This window comes from Maritalea mobilis, assembly GCF_019800885.1.
Lineage (GTDB): Bacteria > Pseudomonadota > Alphaproteobacteria > Rhodobacterales > Rhodobacteraceae > Roseibacterium > Roseibacterium beibuensis.
This window is the reverse complement of record NZ_JAHVKE010000001.1, coordinates 358,617-375,893: the sequence shown is the minus strand read 5'-3', so window position 1 is coordinate 375,893 and position 17,277 is coordinate 358,617. Positions and strand designations below refer to the sequence as shown.

Below are 17,277 nucleotides of genomic sequence, written 5' to 3'. Positions count from 1 at the left end.
AGTCGGACCCGATGGATCAAGGCATCCTTGGCGCGATGGGGCGGCGGTTCCTGCCGGTCTGGATCGCGCTGATCGTGCTCTTTGCCCTGTCGATCACCTTCAAGCGCAAGCTGGGCCTTTACGGCAAGCTCTTCGACAGCCTGATCGGCATGATCGGCTTCGGCCTGGTGATGTTCTGGATGTTCACCGCGATCTTCGCCGGGACGATCATCACCTTCGGCCCGATCGACGTGATCAGCCAGATGCGCAACGAGGTGCCGGGAACGCCACTGCCCAACCCCGATGACGGGGCGTACCTGTATTACCTGCTGGGCGGCGACAACCTTGGCCGCGACGTGTTCAGCCGCATGGTCATGGGCGCGCGCGAAGTGCTCAAGATCGCCCCGGCGGCGACGCTGTTCGCCTTCATGGTGGGGATCACGCTTGGCCTGCCTGCGGGATATTTCGGCGGCAAGCTGGACACGGTCCTGACCTTCATCGCCAACCTCGTGCTGGCCTTCCCGGTGATCCTGCTGTTCTACCTGCTGGTGACCCCCGAGATCGTGGATGCCGGTATCCCGACCTACATGGCCGCGGTGCTGTTCCTGTTCCCGATCATCTTCTTCGTGGTGTTGTTCAACTCGCGCTATCACACGCAGCCGACGAAAAGGTTGGCCTACATCGCCATCTCGCTGGTGATCGGGTTCTGGCTCTATTCGGGGCTGGCCTTCAACGCCGACCCGCTCGGCCTGATCTCGATGCCGGGCAACATCCTGATCGTCTTCGTCTCGGTGGTTTTCGTGAACAGCCCGACCGTGTTCCGCATCGTTCGCGGCATCGTGCTGGACATCAAGACCCGCGATTACGTGGCCGCCGGCCAGACCCGCGGCGAGGGGCCGTGGTACATCATGCTGTGGGAGATCCTGCCCAACGCCCGCGGGCCGCTGATCGTCGATTTCTGCCTGCGGATCGGCTACACGACGATCCTACTGGGAACCCTCGGCTTCTTCGGCCTCGGCGTCAGCCCGGAAAGCCCTGACTGGGGCTCGACGATCAACGAGGGCCGTCGGCTTCTGACGATCTATCCGCACCCCGCCCTTCCGCCCGCGCTTGCGCTGATGAGCCTCGTGCTAGGTCTGAACCTGCTGGCCGACGGCCTGCGCGAAGAAAGCCTGAAGGATTGAGGATGCGTAAGGGCCTCCTGACCTTGGCACTGATCGTATCCGGCGTTGAGATCGCGCCGGGACCGGTCGCGGCCCAGGCGACGCTGTCCCTTTATGACTGCGCCGCCTCGGCCCTTGCCCTTCGCAATGTCCAGCGCCGTACCATGGGGGCTGCCGGTGCCGATCAGGTCGCCGAAAGCAACCGTCGCATGGTTGTCCTGCTTTACGCTGCCGCCGAGGCAGAGGGGTGTCAGGGCGATTTCGGCACCATGCTGGACCAGGTGAACACGGCCCTGCCGGTCGCGCAAAGCCGGTTCGCAGGCAACGCGGCCAATATCGGCCTGGTCGAGGCATTCGACCGGCTGCACGACACGGTCGACGCCTGCGAAGCCACCGTCGCACCGCAAGACCTTGGCCGGCTGACGGCCATGGTCGCACATGGTGAGGTGATCTGCGGATGGGTGAACCCCGATGGCTGACCGTCGCTGCATAATAACGAAACAGAATAAACCGACAGGGATCTAGAGATGGCTGAACGCGAAGACTATGACGGCCCGATCCTGGAAATCGAGAACCTCTCGATCTCTTTCTTCACGCGGCTGCGCGAAATCCCCGCCGTGATGGATTTTTCCTGCAAGGTCATGCCCGGCGAGGCCATGGGCCTTGTGGGCGAGTCCGGCTGCGGCAAGTCCACTGTCGCGCTTGGCGTGATGCAGGACCTTGGCGTGAACGGCCGCATCGTCGGCGGCTCGATCAAGTTCAAGGGCCGCGACCTGAACGAGATGAGCCAGGAGGAGTTGCGCGCCATTCGCGGGTCCGAGATCGCCATGATCTACCAGGAACCGATGGCGTCGCTGAACCCGGCCATGCGCATCGGCAAGCAGCTGATGGAAGTGCCCATGATCCACGAGGGCAAATCCGAGGCCGAGGCCTACCAGATGGCGCTTGAGGTCGTGCAGGACGTACGCCTGCCCGACCCCGAGCGGATGCTGCGCAGCTACCCGCACCAGCTGTCGGGCGGTCAGCAGCAGCGCATCGTCATCGCCATGGCGCTGATGTCGAAGCCGTCGCTGTTGATCCTTGACGAACCGACCACCGCGCTGGACGTGACGGTCGAGGCCGGGATCGTGGACTTGGTGAAGGGTCTGGGCGAGAAATACGGCACCTCGATGCTGTTCATCTCGCACAACCTGGGCCTGGTTCTGGAAACCTGCGACCGTCTCTGCGTGATGTATTCCGGCGAGGCGGTCGAGACCGGCTCGATCGAGGATGTCTTCGACGAGATGCAGCACCCCTACACGCAGGCGCTGTTCCGCTCGATCCCCCTGCCCGGCGCCGACAAGAACGCGCGCCCCTTGGTGGCGATCCCCGGGAACTTCCCCCTGCCCCACGAACGCCCGCCGGGCTGCAATTTCGGCCCGCGCTGCAACTACTTCGAAGAGGGGCGCTGCAATTCCGGCGATATCCCCATGGCCCGGGTTCCAGGCAACGACCGGCACAGCACGCGCTGCCTGCGGTTCCAGGAAATCGACTGGAGCGCGCCGCCGGATGTGGGCGAGACCACTGAGAAGGCCGAGGTCGGCAATACCGTCCTCAAAGTCGAGAACCTCAAGAAATACTACGAAGTGGCCGCCAGCGCCCTGTTCAGCGGCGGCGACAAGAAGGTGGTCAAGGCCAACGAGACCATCAGCTTCGAGGCCCGCGAATCTGAGACGCTGGCCATCGTCGGCGAGTCCGGCTGCGGCAAGTCCACATTGGCCAAGGTTCTGATGGGGCTTGAAACGGCGACCGACGGGCAGGTGCTGCTCGACAACAAGAACATCGAGGGCACCGAGATCCAGAATCGCGACACGCGGACGATCTCCTCGGTGCAGATGGTGTTCCAGAACCCGTTCGACACGCTGAACCCCTCCATGACGGTGGGTCGCCAGATCATGCGCGCGCTGGAGGTCTTCGGGATCGGCAAAAACGACGCCGAGCGGCGCGAGAAGATGCTGGACCTGCTGGACCTCGTGAAACTGCCGCGCGCCTTTGCCGACCGGATGCCGCGCCAGTTGTCGGGGGGCCAGAAACAACGTGTCGGCATCGCCCGGGCCTTTGCCGGGGGCGCCCGGATCGTGGTGGCGGATGAGCCTGTCTCGGCGCTCGACGTGTCGGTGCAGGCCGCCGTGACCGACCTGTTGATGGAGATCCAGCGCCGTGAGAAGACCACGCTGCTGTTCATCAGCCATGACCTCTCGATCGTGCGGTATCTCAGCGACCGGGTGATGGTCATGTATCTGGGCCACGTGGTCGAGATCGGGGACACGGCGCAGGTCTTTGCCCCGCCCTATCACCCCTATACCGAGGCGCTGCTGTCTGCCGTGCCGATTGCCGATACATCCGTCGAGAAGAAACACATCGTACTCGAAGGCGATATCCCCTCGGCGATGAACCCGCCCTCGGGCTGTCCGTTCCAGACCCGGTGCAAGTGGAAATCCGAGGTGCCCGGCAATCTCTGCGAAACCGAGGTGCCGCCGATGAAACGGCTGGCCGAGGGGCACGAGATCAAGTGCCACCTCGCCGAGGATATCCTGCAGCGCATGGAACCGGTCATCGTCGTCACCGACGAATGATCCCGGCCATTTCCGGGAATAGTCGGACCGGCGCGGCCCACCCGCGCCGGTCTTTGCATGTCGCTTGCAAATATCCCCCTTTTTGAATGTGTCCGCCCGCGTTACCTTGATGCAAAGGGAGGACAACCATGACCATCACGAAACGTGCATTCCTGACCACCTCGGCCGCGGCCGCCGCCACGCTGGCCCTGCCCCGCCGCGGCTGGACGCAGACCACCGCCAGCATCGGCGGCATGGAGGTGACCACGCTCAGCGACGGCAACCTGATGCTGCCGGCCGAGTTCATCTTCGGCCCGATGCCGCAGGATGAACTGGCCGGGGTTCTGGCCCCGTTCGACATGATGCCCGACCAGGCGCTGACGCCACCCTGTAACGTCACGCTGCTGCGCCACGGCGACAATGTCGTGCTGTTCGATTGCGGCGCGGGCTTTGCCTTTCAGGACAGCGCGGGCCGGTTGGGCGATGCGTTGGCCGCCGCGGGTATCGACCCCCTGGACGTGACGCATGTCGTCGTCACCCATGGCCACCCCGATCACATCTGGGGGATGCTGGACGATTTCGACGAACCGCTGTTTTACAACGCGGAACACCTGATGGGAGAGACCGAGTTCACCTACTGGATGGACGACGCCACGGTGAACAGCATCGGCGAGGAACGCGCGAGTTTCGCAGTAGGCGCCAAGCGCCGGTTGGAGATGATGGAGGGCAACATGACCCTCTTCGCGGACGGGGCCGAGGTGCTGCCGGGCGTCACGGCACGGATGACGCCGGGCCACACGCCGGGGCATATGAGCTTCGTCATCGCCGATGGGAACGACGCGCTGATGGTCGTGGGCGATGCGATCGGCAACCACCATGTCGCCTTTGCCCGTCCAGCATGGGAATCCGGCTCGGACCAGGACCTTGCCATGGGGGCCGAGACGCGCACGGCGCTTTTGGACCAGATCGCGGCGGACAACATGACCCTGATCGGGTTCCATTTGCCGAATGGCGGCATCGGCACGGCTGAACGGGATGGCGAAGGCTACCGTTTCGTCCCATCTGCCTAATCGCTAGGCAAAAGGCGCTTGGAACAGCGCTTTTCGACGGGTTTCCTCCGGAAAGGCGCGCGCAGGCTTTTCCTTCTGCGCGCGCTTTGCTGTGATGGAGCAAATACTCAATCGTGGAGGCCCCATGACCCGCTTCATTCCGACCCTCGCATGCCTTGCGCTGGCGTCCCCCGCCCTGGCCCATCCCGGCCATGCCGGCGGCGCGACGCACTGGCTCGCGCTCGACCACCTCGCGATGCTCGGCACCCTCGCGGCGCTGGCCGGTGGCCTGATCTGGCGCAACCGGACGCAGGTGCGCATCCGCGCCGAGGATGAGGATAGGCAGCGAGACGCCTGATCTTTCAGAGCAATTTTACGATTGAAGGGGCCATAGGGCCCCTTTTTTCTTGCGCGGATCGCAAAAGAAAAGCGGGGGGCACGATGGCCCCCCGAGTTTCGCTGATCAGGCTCTGATATTTACTGCCCGAAGTGTTCTGCCTGCGGCCTGATCCGCGTCAGGGGCGAGCGCACCCGCCCCGGAAGTCGCGGGTTTCCCTTGGGAAACCCTGCGAAGTGGGACAGAGCGGAAATCCAGAGGATTTCCTGCGGAGTCCCACCCCGCCAACAGACTGGGCACCACCGGGGCGCCCAGCCCGATCCCTTTAGCTACACCCGCTCGTAGCGCCGCAGGTGTTGCACTTCATGCAGGTGCCGTTGCGCACCAGCGTGTAGTTTCCGCATTCGCCGCAGGCCTCGCCCTCGTAGCCCTGCATCTTGGCCTTGGTGCGGGCGTCCATGCCCACGGTCCCCGTCGTGACCGCGGTGGTCGATGCCGCTACCGCAATCGTGCCGCCGCCGCTCTTGGTTTCGGGAACCAGGGTTTCGAGCGTGGCGACCGGGTCGGCCCCGCCTTGCAGGACGGTGAATTCCGACGGCAGGCGCTTGCGCAGGTAGCCGGTCGAGCTGATCTGCTTGAGCACTTCCAGCGACTTGGTGGCCGCGCTTTCGCTCAGCTCCTGCAGGTTGGACACGCCCTCCTCCACGCCGCGGCCCAAGTCATCGAAGGTGGTCCCTTCGGGCGCCACATGGGCCAGGTCGGTGCGGTCGAGGTAGCTGACCGCCAGTTCACGGAAGATGTAGTCGAGGATCGACGTCGCGTTCTTGATCGAGTCGTTGCCCTGCACCATCCCCGAAGGTTCGAACTTGGTGAAGGTGAAGGCATCCACGAACTCTTCCAGCGGCACGCCGTATTGCAGGCCCACCGACACGGCGATGGCGAAGTTGTTCATCATCGCGCGGAAGCCGGCGCCTTCCTTGTGCATGTCGATGAAGATCTCGCCGAGCGAGCCGTCCTCGTATTCGCCCGTCCGCAGGTAGACCTTGTGGCCGCCCACGATGGCCTTCTGCGTGTAGCCCTTGCGGCGCTCGGGCATCTTCTCGCGGTTGGAGCGGACGATTTCCTTGACGATGACCTTCTCGATCACCTTCTCGGCCAGCACCTGCGCCTTTTCCTGCGCGCTGCCGCTTTCAAGGATCTCGGCAGCCTCGTCGTCATCCTCGACCAGCGCGGCGGCCAGCGGCTGCGACAGTTTCGAGCCGTCCCGGTAGAGCGCGTTGGCCTTCACCCCCAGCGACCAGCTGAGTTCGTAGGCTTTCTGGCAATCCTCGATCGTGGCGTGGTTGGCCATGTTGATCGTCTTGGAGATCGCCCCCGAGATGAAGGATTGCGCAGCCGCCATCATGCGGATGTGGGATTCGACGCTGAGGTAGCGCTTGCCCTTTTTGCCGCAGGGGTTGGCGCAGTCGAAGACCGCGTAATGCTCTTCCTTCAGGAAGGGCGCGCCTTCCAGCGTCATCGTCCCGCAAACATGGTCGTTGGCGGCTTCGACCTCGGCCTTGGAGAAGCCGAGATGACGCAGCATGTCGAAGGTGGGATCGTTCAGCTTCTCGGCCGGGATGCCGAGGGTCTGGGTGCAGAATTCTTCACCCAGCGTCCACTGGTTGAAGACGAAGCGGATGTCGAAGGCCGAAGGCAAGGCCGCCTCGATCTTCTCGATCTCCTTCTGACCGAAGCCGTGGCCTATCAGCGCCGTGTGGTTGATGCCCGGCGCATTGCCCAGGGTGCCATGACCCACGGCATAGCTGATGATCTCTTCGATCTGGCTGGAGCTGTAGCCCAGCTTTTCAAGGGCGGCCGGAACCGAGCGGTTGATGATCTTGAAGTAACCGCCGCCGGCCAGCTTCTTGAACTTCACCAGCGCGAAGTCGGGCTCGATCCCGGTGGTGTCGCAATCCATGACCAGCCCGATCGTCCCGGTGGGCGCGATCACGGTGGCCTGCGCGTTGCGGTAGCCGTGCTGTTCGCCCAGGGTCAGCGCCTCGTCCCAGGCCTGCTTGGCCAGATCGATCAGGCGCTGATCGGGGCAATTGCCGTGGTCCAGCGCCACCGGGTTCACGTTCAGACCCTCGTAGCCCTCGGTCTTGGCGTAGGCCGCCGCGCGGTGGTTGCGGATCACCCGCAGCATGTGCTCGCGGTTGTTGGCATAGCCCGGGAAGGCCCCCAGTTCCGAGGCGATCTCGGCCGAGGTAGCGTAGGCCACGCCAGTCATGATGGCGGTCAGCGCGCCGCACAGCGCCCGGCCCTCGGGGCTGTCGTAGCTATAGCCCATGTTCATCAGCAGGCCGCCGATATTGGCATAGCCAAGGCCGAGCGTGCGATAGTCGTAGCTGAGCTGCGCGATCTCCTTGGAGGGGAACTGCGCCATCATCACGCTGATTTCCAGCGTCAGCGTCCAAAGGCGGCTGGCATGGATGTAGCTTTCCGCGTCGAACTGGCCGCCCGAGAAGAAGGTCAGCAGGTTCATCGACGCCAGGTTACAGGCCGTGTCGTCGAGGAACATGTATTCCGAGCACGGGTTCGAGCCGCGGATCTCGCCATCCGCCGGACAGGTGTGCCAGGCGTTCACGGTGTCGTGGAACTGGATGCCCGGATCGGCACAGGCCCAGGCTGCGTGGCCCACCTTTTCCCACAGGTCGCGTGCCTTGATCGACTTGGCGACCGAGCCATCGACGCGGTTGACGAGGTGCCAATCTTCGTCGTTCTCGACGGCCTTCAGGAAGGCATCGGTGACGCGGATCGAGTTGTTGGAGTTCTGGCCCGAAACCGAGCTGTAGGCCTCGCTGTCCCAATCGGTGTCGTAGGTCGGGAACTCGATCGAGGTGTAGCCCTGCTTGGCGTAATCCAGCACGCGCTTGATGTAGGTTTCCGGCACGCTGGCCTGCTTGGCCGTGCGGATCGCCTTTTTCAGCGTGTCGTTCTTGGCCGGATCGACGGCGTCTTCAAGGCTGCCATCCCATTCGCGGATCGCGGTGAAGATGCCGTTGAGCGTTTTCTCATGCGCCTTGGAGCCTGCGACGAGGCTGGCGACCTTCTGCTCCTCGACTACCTTCCAGTCGATGAACTCCTCGATATCGGGGTGGTCGGCGTCGACGATGACCATCTTGGCCGCGCGGCGCGTGGTGCCGCCCGATTTGATCGCGCCCGCCGCGCGGTCGCCGATTTTCAGGAAGCCCATGAGGCCCGAGGACTTGCCACCGCCCGAGAGCTTCTCGCCCTCGCCGCGCAGGTGGCTGAAATTCGTGCCGGTGCCCGAACCATACTTGAACAGGCGCGCTTCGCGGACCCACAGGTCCATGATGCCGCCCTCGTTCACCAGATCGTCCTGCACGCCCTGGATGAAGCAGGCATGCGGCTGCGGGTGTTCGTAGGACGAGGTGGATTTCGTCAGCTTGCCGCTCTTGTAGTCGACATAGTAGTGGCCCTGCGCCGGACCATCGATCCCGTAGGCCCAGTGCAGGCCAGTGTTGAACCACTGCGGGCTGTTGGGCGCCGCCATCTGGCGCGCCAGCATCAGCTGCATCTCGTCGAAATAGGCGCGCGCGTCTTCCTCGGTGGTGAAATAGCCACCCTTCCAGCCCCAGTAGCACCACGCACCGGCAAGACGGCGGAACACTTGCTTGGCGCTGGTCTCGCCGCCGTAACGCTGGTCCTCGGGGAGCGCATCGAGCGCCTTGTCATCGGCCACATGGCGCCACAGAAACTCGGGCACGCCTTTTTCTTTGACCGGTTTCAGCGCGGCGGGCACACCAGCCTTGCGGAAGTATTTCTGCGCGATCACGTCCGAGGCCACCTGGCTCCAGCCCGCGGGCACTTCGACCTCGTCGAGGCGGAAGACGACCGTGCCATTCGGATTACGGATCTCGGAGCTGGTGGTGGTGAATTCCAGCTCGGCATAGGTGTCCGCGCCGGCCCGGGTGAATCTGCGTTCAATCTTCATGGCTGCCTCTCTCGCCCTGTGTTCCCCTGTGCGGCCTGCCAGCGTCTTGGAGCGCTCTGGCCGTCGTGTTCCTATCCCTGGGGCCCCCCTGACGACGCGCAATTCCCGATCCGCGCCGAAGCGCAGGTGTGTGAGCTTGTCGATGTCAGTGTGCGAGGAGATCCTCTGCCCCCGCCGGTCAGCACCTATATGTTGTGGCGCTTGATCCGACGAACACAAACTGACGTAGTTGGACCAACACCGTCAACGGGTTTTTCAGACTATCCACCGGATTTTTTCACTTGCCAAAACCCGGCTTTGCGAGTCCCCCCGATTGCGCCCGATTCACGGTCTGCCGCTACGTCACGCCGCGAAAACGTGATTTTTCACGTCGAAAGGCAGGGATAGGCGTTCTTGCTCAGGCGTTGCCTTTGCCCGATGGCGTCCGAACCCGGGCAACACGAGAAAAAGGAGTCCCAAGCTGCGATGGATCCACGACCACACCACATGTTGCGTGCAGGTCACGGACAAGGACGCAGATCAACCAGATACAGCGCCGCCCGCAAACAAGCCACAAGATGTAGAGGTGGGAAAATGGTCGGGGCGGCGAGATTCGAACTCACGACCCCCTGTACCCAAAACAGGTGCGCTACCAGACTGCGCCACGCCCCGACCGTGTGTCGCTCTTAGCGTTCCCCGGGGCTGCTGCGCAAGCCCGGTCGTTCACTCGGCATCGCACGGCCAGACCGCCAGATCCCCGGACACGGAGGGGTGGCGCAACTCGTCCCCTTCATCGATGCCAAGCTGCCGCGCCATGCCGCCATTGATCTCGAGCACGAACTGGACGCCATCGCCGCCAGGGATCGGCGTCCGGTCCAGCGGCACGGCATTCTCGTGGATGCGCGTGACCACGCCTGTCTCGTCGGCAAAGATCATGTCGAGCGGGATCAACGTATTTGCCATCCAGAACGACACGCTTTGCGGTCGCTCGTAGACGAAGAGCATGCCGGACATGCGCGGCATCTCGGGAACATGCATGAGGCCCTGCGAGCGTTCGCGCGGATCATCCGCCACCGCGACGCGGAAACGGACGGTTCCGAAATCGCCACGCAGTTCGACGCGATCATCGCTGCAGGCGGCATTAGCGGAAGGTGTGGAAACAAATACGGCCAAGGCCACGGCCATGCCCAAACGGGCGAAGTCACTCATACGACGTAATCCCAACTCCGAATCTCGGCGGCCAATTGCCCGCGCGGACCGTCGACCACCTTCATCGCGATGGCTTCCCCCGATTGAAGATCGGCAAATCCGTAGCGGCGCAGCACCTCGATATGCACAAAAACGTCTTCAGGGTGCCCGAAGATATTGGCGAAGCCAAACCCTTTCGCCTTGTCGAACCACTTGACGCGGGCTGCCACGAAGGGCGCATCCGCGGGCGCTTCCGGCAGGTCCACGGAGGGCGCTGCCTCATCGTCGCCGATTTCCGGCGGGACGATCTCGAGGATTTCGTTGGCTTGCAGGCCGCGCGGCGTGGAATGGGTGCGAACGGTTATCCCCGCGCCCTCGGCGACGGACCCCTGCCCGAAATTCCTGAGTACATTGGCGTGCAAGAGGATATCCGGACCGTCGCTTTCGGCGACAATGAACCCAAAACCCTTGCCCACATCGAACCACTTGACGCGGCCCCGGACGATTTCGCCCTGCGAGTCCGTATCGACCATACCGACACTTCCCGTTTGCGACCACCGGCCGCGATTTGCTGTCCCCACTTTGATAATGTGCTTCTGTGCCGTTGGGGCAACCGAATAATATTATTATAATTCAAAGGTATGAAAATTTTACGTTCGCAGATTTGTTGAGGATGCCACGAAACAGATGGGCAAAAACCGTTTCATGGATTCAGGCGCGTGACCTCCCATGAGGCCCCCGCCGCCTCGCGCCGCCACCGAAAACGGTCATGCAGGCGAAACGGGCCATCGGCCCAGAATTCGATCTCGACAGGCTGGATGCGAAAGCCGCCCCAGAACGGCGGACGCGACGGGTTGGTCCCTTGCTGCGCCGTGACCTTCGCCACTTCGGCCATCAGCGCCGCGCGGCCCGACAGCGGTTGCGATTGTTTCGATGCCCAGGCCCCCAAACGGCTCTTGAGCGAGCGCGAGGCGTAATAGGCATCCGCCTGCGCCCCGTTCTCACGCTCGACCGTGCCGCGCACCCGGATCTGGCGGCGCAGGCTTTTCCAGTGCATCACGAAGGCGGCCTTGCCCGACGCCGCAAGCTCCTGCCCCTTGGCGCTGTCGTAATTCGTGTAGAAGACGAAGGCCCCGTCCCCGCCGCCAGGCGCCTCGATCTCTTTCAGGAGCACCATGCGCACGTTGGGCAGACCGTCGGGATCGACCGTGGCCAATGCGATGGCATTGGGATCGTTAATTTCGCTCTTCTCGGCCTCGGCCAGCCAATCCTGCGCCAGCCGAAACGGGTCGTCGCCAGCAAAAATGCCGCTGCGGTCGCTCATGGGGTCGTCCCTCGCCTATCCTGTGCTGCGCGCAACCTAGCCACGTGGCCGCCGCCTGCAAGACATAGCACGCAGGTCCGTGCAATCTTGCGGCTCTGCGACCTTTGGCCTACACCGACGCCAACACGCAACGACAGCGACAAGTGAGGGTGGCGATGGGTCTTATGGCGGGCAAACGCGGGCTGATCATGGGCCTGGCTAACGACAAGTCCATTGCATGGGGCGTGGCCAAGGCCTTGGCAGCCGAAGGGGCGGAGCTGGCCTTTTCCTACCAGGGCGAGCAGCTGCTGAAGCGGGTCAAGCCGCTGGCCAACGAACTGGGCAGCGATCTGATGATCCCCTGCGACGTGGCCGACGAGGACAGCCTCGACACGCTCTTCGACACGTTGAAAGAGACCTGGGGCAGCCTCGACTTCGTGGTTCATGCCATCGGCTTCTCGGACAAGTCCGAGTTGCGTGGCCGTTACGTGGAAACGAGCCCCGCGAATTTCGCCATGACCATGAACATCTCGGTCTATTCCTTCACCGCCGTCTGCCAGCGCGCGGAAAAGATGATGCCGAATGGTGGCAGCCTCCTGACGCTGACCTATTACGGCGCGGAAAAGGTCATGCCGCATTACAACGTGATGGGTGTCGCCAAGGCCGCGCTGGAAGCGTCGGTGATGTATCTGGCCGAGGACCTGGGCCGCGATGGCATCCGCGTCAACGCGATCTCGGCTGGCACGATCAAGACGCTGGCCGCCTCGGGCATCGGCGATTTTCGCTACATCCTGAAATGGAACGAGAACAATGCCCCGCTGCGCCGCACCGTCACGCAGGACGAGGTGGGCAAATCCGCCCTCTACCTGCTGTCGGACCTGTCGAGTGCCGTGACAGGCGAAACCCACCATGTCGACGCCGGCTACAACGTCATCGGCATGAAGAACCCCGAGGCGCCGGACATGAGCCTCGAACGCAAGGGAGACTGAGCCATGGTCACGCCGCTGCCGCATGAAAAAGGGTTTCACGTATCCTGGGACCAGTTGCACCGCGACAGCCGCGCGTTGGCATGGCGTCTCGACAAGCACGGGCCCGACGAGGGCGGCGCATGGCGCGCCGTCGTGGCCATCACGCGCGGTGGCATGGCACCGGCGATGATCGTCGCGCGCGAGCTGGACATCCGCACCGTAGACACGATCAGCGTGAAATCCTACCACTCGGGCGGCGGCAAGGCCGACCAGCGCCGCGAGGCCGAGGTGCTGAAAAGCCCCGATGCCGAGATGATGGGCGACGGCGAAGGCGTGCTGATCGTCGACGACCTTGTCGATACGGGCAAAACGCTGGAACTGGTCCGGCAGCTCTACCCCAAGGCGCATTTCGCGACCGTCTACGCCAAGCCCAAGGGCGAACCGATGGTGGACACGTTCATCACGGGCGTCAGCCAGGACACCTGGATCTTCTTCCCCTGGGACATGGCCCTGCAATACGTGGAGCCCTATCGCGGCAAGGATTGACGGAGGAATCCCTCCATCGACGCGGATCGTGTATACTGTGACGATTAGATACCGGAAAAATTCGAATCCAATCGTTCCGACACGGGAGGGCCGCTGCCATGCCGACCATCGATTCCACGGACCGCGATTTTCACGACTACCTCACCGGCGCCAACACGGGCGTCGCATATAACGGAATGTCCGCCGCGGGGGCGGCGACACATACCTCGCCAACCTCCGCGCCACTGTCCACTGTGCGCCCCGGATCGCCGGCGTCCGGCGGAATGCAGAGTCTCTCCCTGCCCGACATCGATGCGCCGATCTGGCTGCGCATCGTCACCGGCGCAATCTTCGTCGAGGCGATCGAAGCCGTGACATTCGCCACGGGCGAGGCTTTGAAACATCGCCTGACGCTCTGGCTTGCCGTCATCTGCGGGGTCGCCGCGCTGATCTACGGGTTGGCAGTCGGCGTTCCCTTGATCGTGCAACAGACGCTGCCCTATGCAGAGGCGTCCTTTGCGGCCCTCGGCTTTGCGCTGCCCTACGGCGCGCTCATCGCGCTTTTCGTGACAGGCACCGTTCTCGGGACCTTGATGGCGGGTGTGCTGACGCTGGCGCTGAACCTGCTGCGGCTGGCCCTCGTTCTGGGCGTCGTCGCGGCGATCGGCTACGGGGCCTATTACATGTTGGTGCTTGCCTGAGGCGGGCGATCAGCGGTCGCGCAACGCATCCACGAGGACGCCCCGCACCACATCGCGGGGCACATCTGCCGTGACGAAGGCCTCGCCGATGCCGCGCGCAAGGATGAAACGCAGTTTTCCATCCACAACCTTCTTGTCCTGCGCCATCAGGTCCAGCAGGCCATCCGCGTCCGGTAATTCCCCAGGAATATCCGACAGATCGCGCTTGGCGTTCATGTCGGCTAGATGCGCCCGGACGCGGCTGGGGTCTTCCTGACTGCACAGGTTCATCCTCGCCGACAACTCAAAGGCGAGTGCACAACCGATGGCAACCCCCTCGCCATGCAAGAGCCGGCCAGAATAGCCGGTGGCGGCCTCCAGCGCGTGACAGAAGGTATGCCCGAGATTGAGGAGCGCGCGGTCGCCCTGCTCGGTTTCGTCCCGCTCGACGATATCGGCCTTCATCTGGACCGAGCGGCGCACCGCCTCGGCCCGCAGGGCCATGTCGCCCGCGGCCAACGCGGGGCCGTTCCGCTCCAACCAGCCGAAGAACTCCGCATCTCCCAGCAGGCCGTATTTCTGCACCTCGCCATAGCCGGCGAGGAAATCGCGCTCGGTCAAGGTGCCCAGCACACCGATATCTGCCAGAACGAGGCTTGGCTGATGGAACGCCCCGACAAGGTTCTTGCCATGCTCGGTATTGATGCCGGTCTTGCCGCCAACCGAGCTGTCGACCTGCGCGAGCAGGCTGGTTGGGATCTGCACGAAGCGCACGCCGCGGCGCAGGATCGCGGCGGCGAACCCTGCGAGATCCCCGATCACGCCACCGCCGAAGGCCACCACGATATCGCGGCGCTCGACCCGTTCGGACAGCAGCCATTCGACCACCCGGATCAGGTGCGGCCAGCTTTTCGTCGCCTCGCCCGGTGGCAGGATCAGGGCCTCGGCCTCGACGCCCGCTGCACCCAGTCCGGCACGCAGCGCGTCCAGATGCAGGCCCGCCACGGTGTCTTCGCTGACCACCCAGACTTTCGGACGCTTGAGCAGCGGGGCGATCTCTGCCCCCGCACGGTCGACAAGACCCGGACCGATCCGCACCTCGTAGCTGCGCGCGCCCAAGGGGACCTGCACGATATCCACACCGCTCATCCTGCATCCTCCGTCCGTGCCACGGCACCGTTCTCGATCAAGACATCCATCACGGCCTCGGCCGTCTCGTCGATCGACCAGCTCGGCTGCACCTTCAGGCGCAAGGGCGCAAGGGCATAGACCGGGTGCCGCGCGGTGAAAATCTCGGTCAGCGTCGCCTTCGGATCCTCGGTGCGCAGCAGGGGCCGCGTCGTCTTGTGGCGCACCCTGTTCCACAGCAGCTCCAGATCGGCGTCGAGCCAAAGGACGGCGGCCTTTCCGGTCAGGATCTGGCGGTTGCGCTCGGCCAGCCAGGCCCCGCCGCCCGTAGACAGGATGCAGGGCGGCCCATCCAGCAGGCGCTCGATCACCTGCGTTTCCTTCTCGCGAAAGAAAGCCTCTCCGTAGCGCTCGAATATCTCGGCGATGGTCAGTTGCGCGGCATCCACGATCTCGGCATCCGAATCCTTCAGCGCCGCCCCCAGCCGCGTGGCCAGGGCGCGCCCGATCGCCGTTTTGCCCGCGCCCATCATGCCGATCAGCACGACGGTGCGGCGCAACGCCAACCCCCTATCCGGCACGGTTTCGCCCATCCCCGAAAAATCTTTTCCCTTCACTGGCGTAATTCCGCCCGCCATGGCTTATAGTGAAAAGAAAGCGGCGGCAAACGCCGATGAGCAAGACCAAGGGCAGAAGGCAGAAGGACCGCATGGGCCGTCTTATCCGATTGATCCTGATCCTGATCCTGTTGGGGGTGATCGCCCTCGTGGGTTATGCCTATTCGGGCTACTTGCAGCCCGAACAGCGCAGCGTGACGCAACCGGTCGATCTGGATGTGGACTGACTCCACCCTTCGCAGGCTTCCCCGGATGATTGCGCTGGCCGTGGCGCTGTGCAGCCCCGCGCTTGCGCAAGAGCCGCCCCTGCCCGCGACCGAGGTTCCGGAGGTCGCGCCGCCCGATTGGCTTTCGGACACGGTGACCCGGCCCCACGCCAATATCGCGGCCAGTGCAAGCCGCCCCGGCTTCACGATCGAGCCGCTCGATGCCGTGCGCCTCGATGCGGTTGGCCTGCTGCCGCCGTCTATCACCGGCCTGCCCGCGGACCTTTGGGGGGCCTCGGACACGGAGACGCTGGCCCGCCTGTTCCGCGCCCAACCAAACCAGGGTTTGCCCGCCAGCCTCGCCTTCACCGAGATGCTGGCCCTGGCCGAGTTGGATGCACCGGCGGACGAGACGGGCGACGGGGCCGACCTGTTCCTCGCGCGGCTCGACATGCTGCTGGACCGGGGCGCCCTTGATCCCGCGCTGTCGCTGATGGAGCGCGCGGGCCCGACCGATCCGCAGGTCTTTCGCCGTTTTTTCGATGTCAGCCTGCTGACCGACCGGGCGGACCGGGCCTGCGCCGCGATGACGGCGAATCCCGATATCGCGCCAACGTTTCAGGCCCATATCTTCTGCCTTGCGCGGACCGGCGATTGGTCGGCGGCGGCGCTGTCGCTTGATACCGGGGCGGCGCTCGGGCGTATTTCGGATGCCGAGTATGACGTGATCGCCCGGTTTCTCGACCCGGAACTGTTCGAGGGCGAGGACGTGCTGCCCGCGGACATGAACCTGACGCCGCTGGCCTTCCAGATGCGCATGGCCGTCGGCGACCGGCCGGACCTGACCGGCCTGCCCCTCGCCTTTACCCATGCCGATCTCAGCCCCCTTGCGGGCTGGCGGGGCCAGATCGCCGCGGCGGAACGCCTGACCCGCTCAGGCGCGATCGAACCGCAGCAATGGTTCGCCATCTACACGCAGCGGGTGCCCGCGGCCTCGGGCGGGGCGTGGGACAGGGTTGCCGCCATCCAGGCGCTCGATGCCGCGATCCTTGCCCGCGACGCGACCGAGGTGGGCCGCGGCCTGCCACCGGCTTGGGCCGCGATGCAGGAGGCCAGCCTTGAAGTCGCCTTTGCCGATATTTTCGCCGAGCGTTTGCTTGCCCTGCCCCTGATCGGCGAGGCCGGCTTGCTGGCCCGCCGCGTGGGCCTGCTTTCGCCGCGCTACGAGCTTGTGGCGCAGGGCACCGTCGCGCAAACGCCCGAGGAGCGGTTCGCGTTCGACATCGCCCGCGGCCTGCCGACCGAACCGCCCGAGGATGCCGACATGCAGGCGCGGGCCATCGCCGCAGCCTTTGCCGACCCCCGCCCGCCGCATGGCTACCGGTGGTTCCTGCAAAACGACCGGCTGGGCGAGGCCCTGTTGCGGGCGTCCATCGTGCTGGGCGGTCCTGCACAGGATGGCGACGACCTGACCGAGGCGCTGACCCTTTTGCGCGAGGTCGGGCTTGAAGGGGTCGCGCGCCGGGCAGCGCTGCAACTCTTGCTGACGGACCGCTGAGCG

General features: G+C 64.3%; 16 protein-coding genes and 1 tRNA gene. 10 read left to right on the top strand and 7 right to left on the bottom strand.

Going from position 1 to position 17,277, the window contains the following annotated elements:
- The first annotated feature begins 11 nt into the window (after nucleotides 1-11).
- The 5 genes from KUV65_RS01860 (at nucleotide 12) to KUV65_RS01840 (ending at nucleotide 5,143) form a co-directional block, all read left to right on the top strand.
- Nucleotides 12-1,163 carry an ABC transporter permease gene (locus tag KUV65_RS01860; RefSeq protein WP_222189538.1) on the top strand — a complete coding sequence of 384 codons (1,152 nt, stop codon included), beginning with the start codon at nucleotides 12-14 and terminating at the stop codon, nucleotides 1,161-1,163.
- 2 nt (nucleotides 1,164-1,165) lie between these two features.
- Nucleotides 1,166-1,621: a hypothetical protein gene (locus KUV65_RS01855; RefSeq protein WP_222187162.1), complete on the top strand. Its 456-nt coding sequence runs from the start codon at nucleotides 1,166-1,168 to the stop codon at nucleotides 1,619-1,621.
- 48 nt (nucleotides 1,622-1,669) lie between these two features.
- Nucleotides 1,670-3,757 carry a dipeptide ABC transporter ATP-binding protein gene (locus tag KUV65_RS01850; RefSeq protein ID WP_222187161.1) on the top strand — a complete coding sequence of 696 codons (2,088 nt, stop codon included), beginning with the start codon at nucleotides 1,670-1,672 and terminating at the stop codon, nucleotides 3,755-3,757.
- A 128-nt stretch (nucleotides 3,758-3,885) separates the two neighbouring features.
- Nucleotides 3,886-4,806 (top strand): MBL fold metallo-hydrolase, encoded by a 921-nt coding sequence (locus KUV65_RS01845; RefSeq protein WP_222187160.1) that lies wholly within the window; start codon nucleotides 3,886-3,888, stop codon nucleotides 4,804-4,806.
- Between the two features lie 124 nt (nucleotides 4,807-4,930).
- Entirely contained in the window at nucleotides 4,931-5,143 is a 213-nt protein-coding gene (locus tag KUV65_RS01840; RefSeq protein ID WP_222187159.1) for a DUF6732 family protein, read from the top strand.
- Nucleotides 5,144-5,447: 304 nt separating this feature from the next.
- Here the strand turns inward: KUV65_RS01840 and KUV65_RS01835 are convergent, their stop codons facing one another.
- From KUV65_RS01835 to pdxH, 5 genes are all read right to left on the bottom strand, one after another.
- On the bottom strand, nucleotides 5,448-9,122 hold the full coding sequence (locus tag KUV65_RS01835) for a vitamin B12-dependent ribonucleotide reductase (protein WP_222187158.1): 3,675 nt from the start codon (nucleotides 9,120-9,122) through the stop codon (nucleotides 5,448-5,450).
- A gap of 574 nt (nucleotides 9,123-9,696) precedes the next feature.
- Nucleotides 9,697-9,773 (bottom strand) — tRNA-Pro (locus tag KUV65_RS01830).
- 51 nt (nucleotides 9,774-9,824) lie between these two features.
- Complete coding sequence (locus tag KUV65_RS01825) at nucleotides 9,825-10,310, bottom strand: DUF192 domain-containing protein (protein ID WP_222187157.1); 486 nt, start codon at nucleotides 10,308-10,310, stop codon at nucleotides 9,825-9,827.
- Entirely contained in the window at nucleotides 10,307-10,822 is a 516-nt protein-coding gene (locus tag KUV65_RS01820; RefSeq protein WP_222187156.1) for a cold-shock protein, read from the bottom strand. The genes KUV65_RS01825 and KUV65_RS01820 overlap by 4 nt, the downstream gene beginning before the upstream one ends.
- A 170-nt stretch (nucleotides 10,823-10,992) precedes the next feature.
- Entirely contained in the window at nucleotides 10,993-11,613 is a 621-nt protein-coding gene (gene pdxH, locus KUV65_RS01815; RefSeq protein ID WP_222187155.1) for a pyridoxamine 5'-phosphate oxidase, read from the bottom strand.
- 155 nt (nucleotides 11,614-11,768) lie between these two features.
- On the opposite strand from pdxH, the gene fabI reads away from it, so the two are divergent.
- From fabI to KUV65_RS01800, 3 genes are all read left to right on the top strand, one after another.
- A complete protein-coding gene (fabI, locus tag KUV65_RS01810) occupies nucleotides 11,769-12,581 on the top strand; it encodes an enoyl-ACP reductase FabI (protein WP_222187154.1) in 813 nt (270 codons plus the stop codon).
- 3 nt (nucleotides 12,582-12,584) lie between these two features.
- The gene (gene gpt, locus KUV65_RS01805) at nucleotides 12,585-13,106 is read left to right on the top strand and encodes a xanthine phosphoribosyltransferase (protein WP_222187153.1); all 522 of its coding nucleotides are present in this window, start codon (nucleotides 12,585-12,587) and stop codon (nucleotides 13,104-13,106) included.
- 263 nt (nucleotides 13,107-13,369) lie between these two features.
- A complete protein-coding gene (locus KUV65_RS01800) occupies nucleotides 13,370-13,786 on the top strand; it encodes a hypothetical protein (protein ID WP_222187152.1) in 417 nt (138 codons plus the stop codon).
- Between the two features lie 9 nt (nucleotides 13,787-13,795).
- Here the strand turns inward: KUV65_RS01800 and aroB are convergent, their stop codons facing one another.
- On the bottom strand, nucleotides 13,796-14,914 hold the full coding sequence (aroB, locus tag KUV65_RS01795) for a 3-dehydroquinate synthase (protein ID WP_222187151.1): 1,119 nt from the start codon (nucleotides 14,912-14,914) through the stop codon (nucleotides 13,796-13,798).
- On the bottom strand, nucleotides 14,911-15,510 hold the full coding sequence (locus tag KUV65_RS01790; RefSeq protein WP_222187150.1) for a shikimate kinase: 600 nt from the start codon (nucleotides 15,508-15,510) through the stop codon (nucleotides 14,911-14,913). The genes aroB and KUV65_RS01790 overlap by 4 nt, the downstream gene beginning before the upstream one ends.
- A 92-nt stretch (nucleotides 15,511-15,602) precedes the next feature.
- On the opposite strand from KUV65_RS01790, the gene KUV65_RS18035 reads away from it, so the two are divergent.
- Both KUV65_RS18035 and KUV65_RS01785 read left to right on the top strand, forming a co-directional pair.
- A complete protein-coding gene (locus KUV65_RS18035; protein ID WP_259554099.1) occupies nucleotides 15,603-15,737 on the top strand; it encodes a hypothetical protein in 135 nt (44 codons plus the stop codon).
- 25 nt (nucleotides 15,738-15,762) lie between these two features.
- On the top strand, nucleotides 15,763-17,274 hold the full coding sequence (locus KUV65_RS01785; protein WP_222187149.1) for a hypothetical protein: 1,512 nt from the start codon (nucleotides 15,763-15,765) through the stop codon (nucleotides 17,272-17,274).
- Nucleotides 17,275-17,277 lie beyond the last annotated feature (3 nt).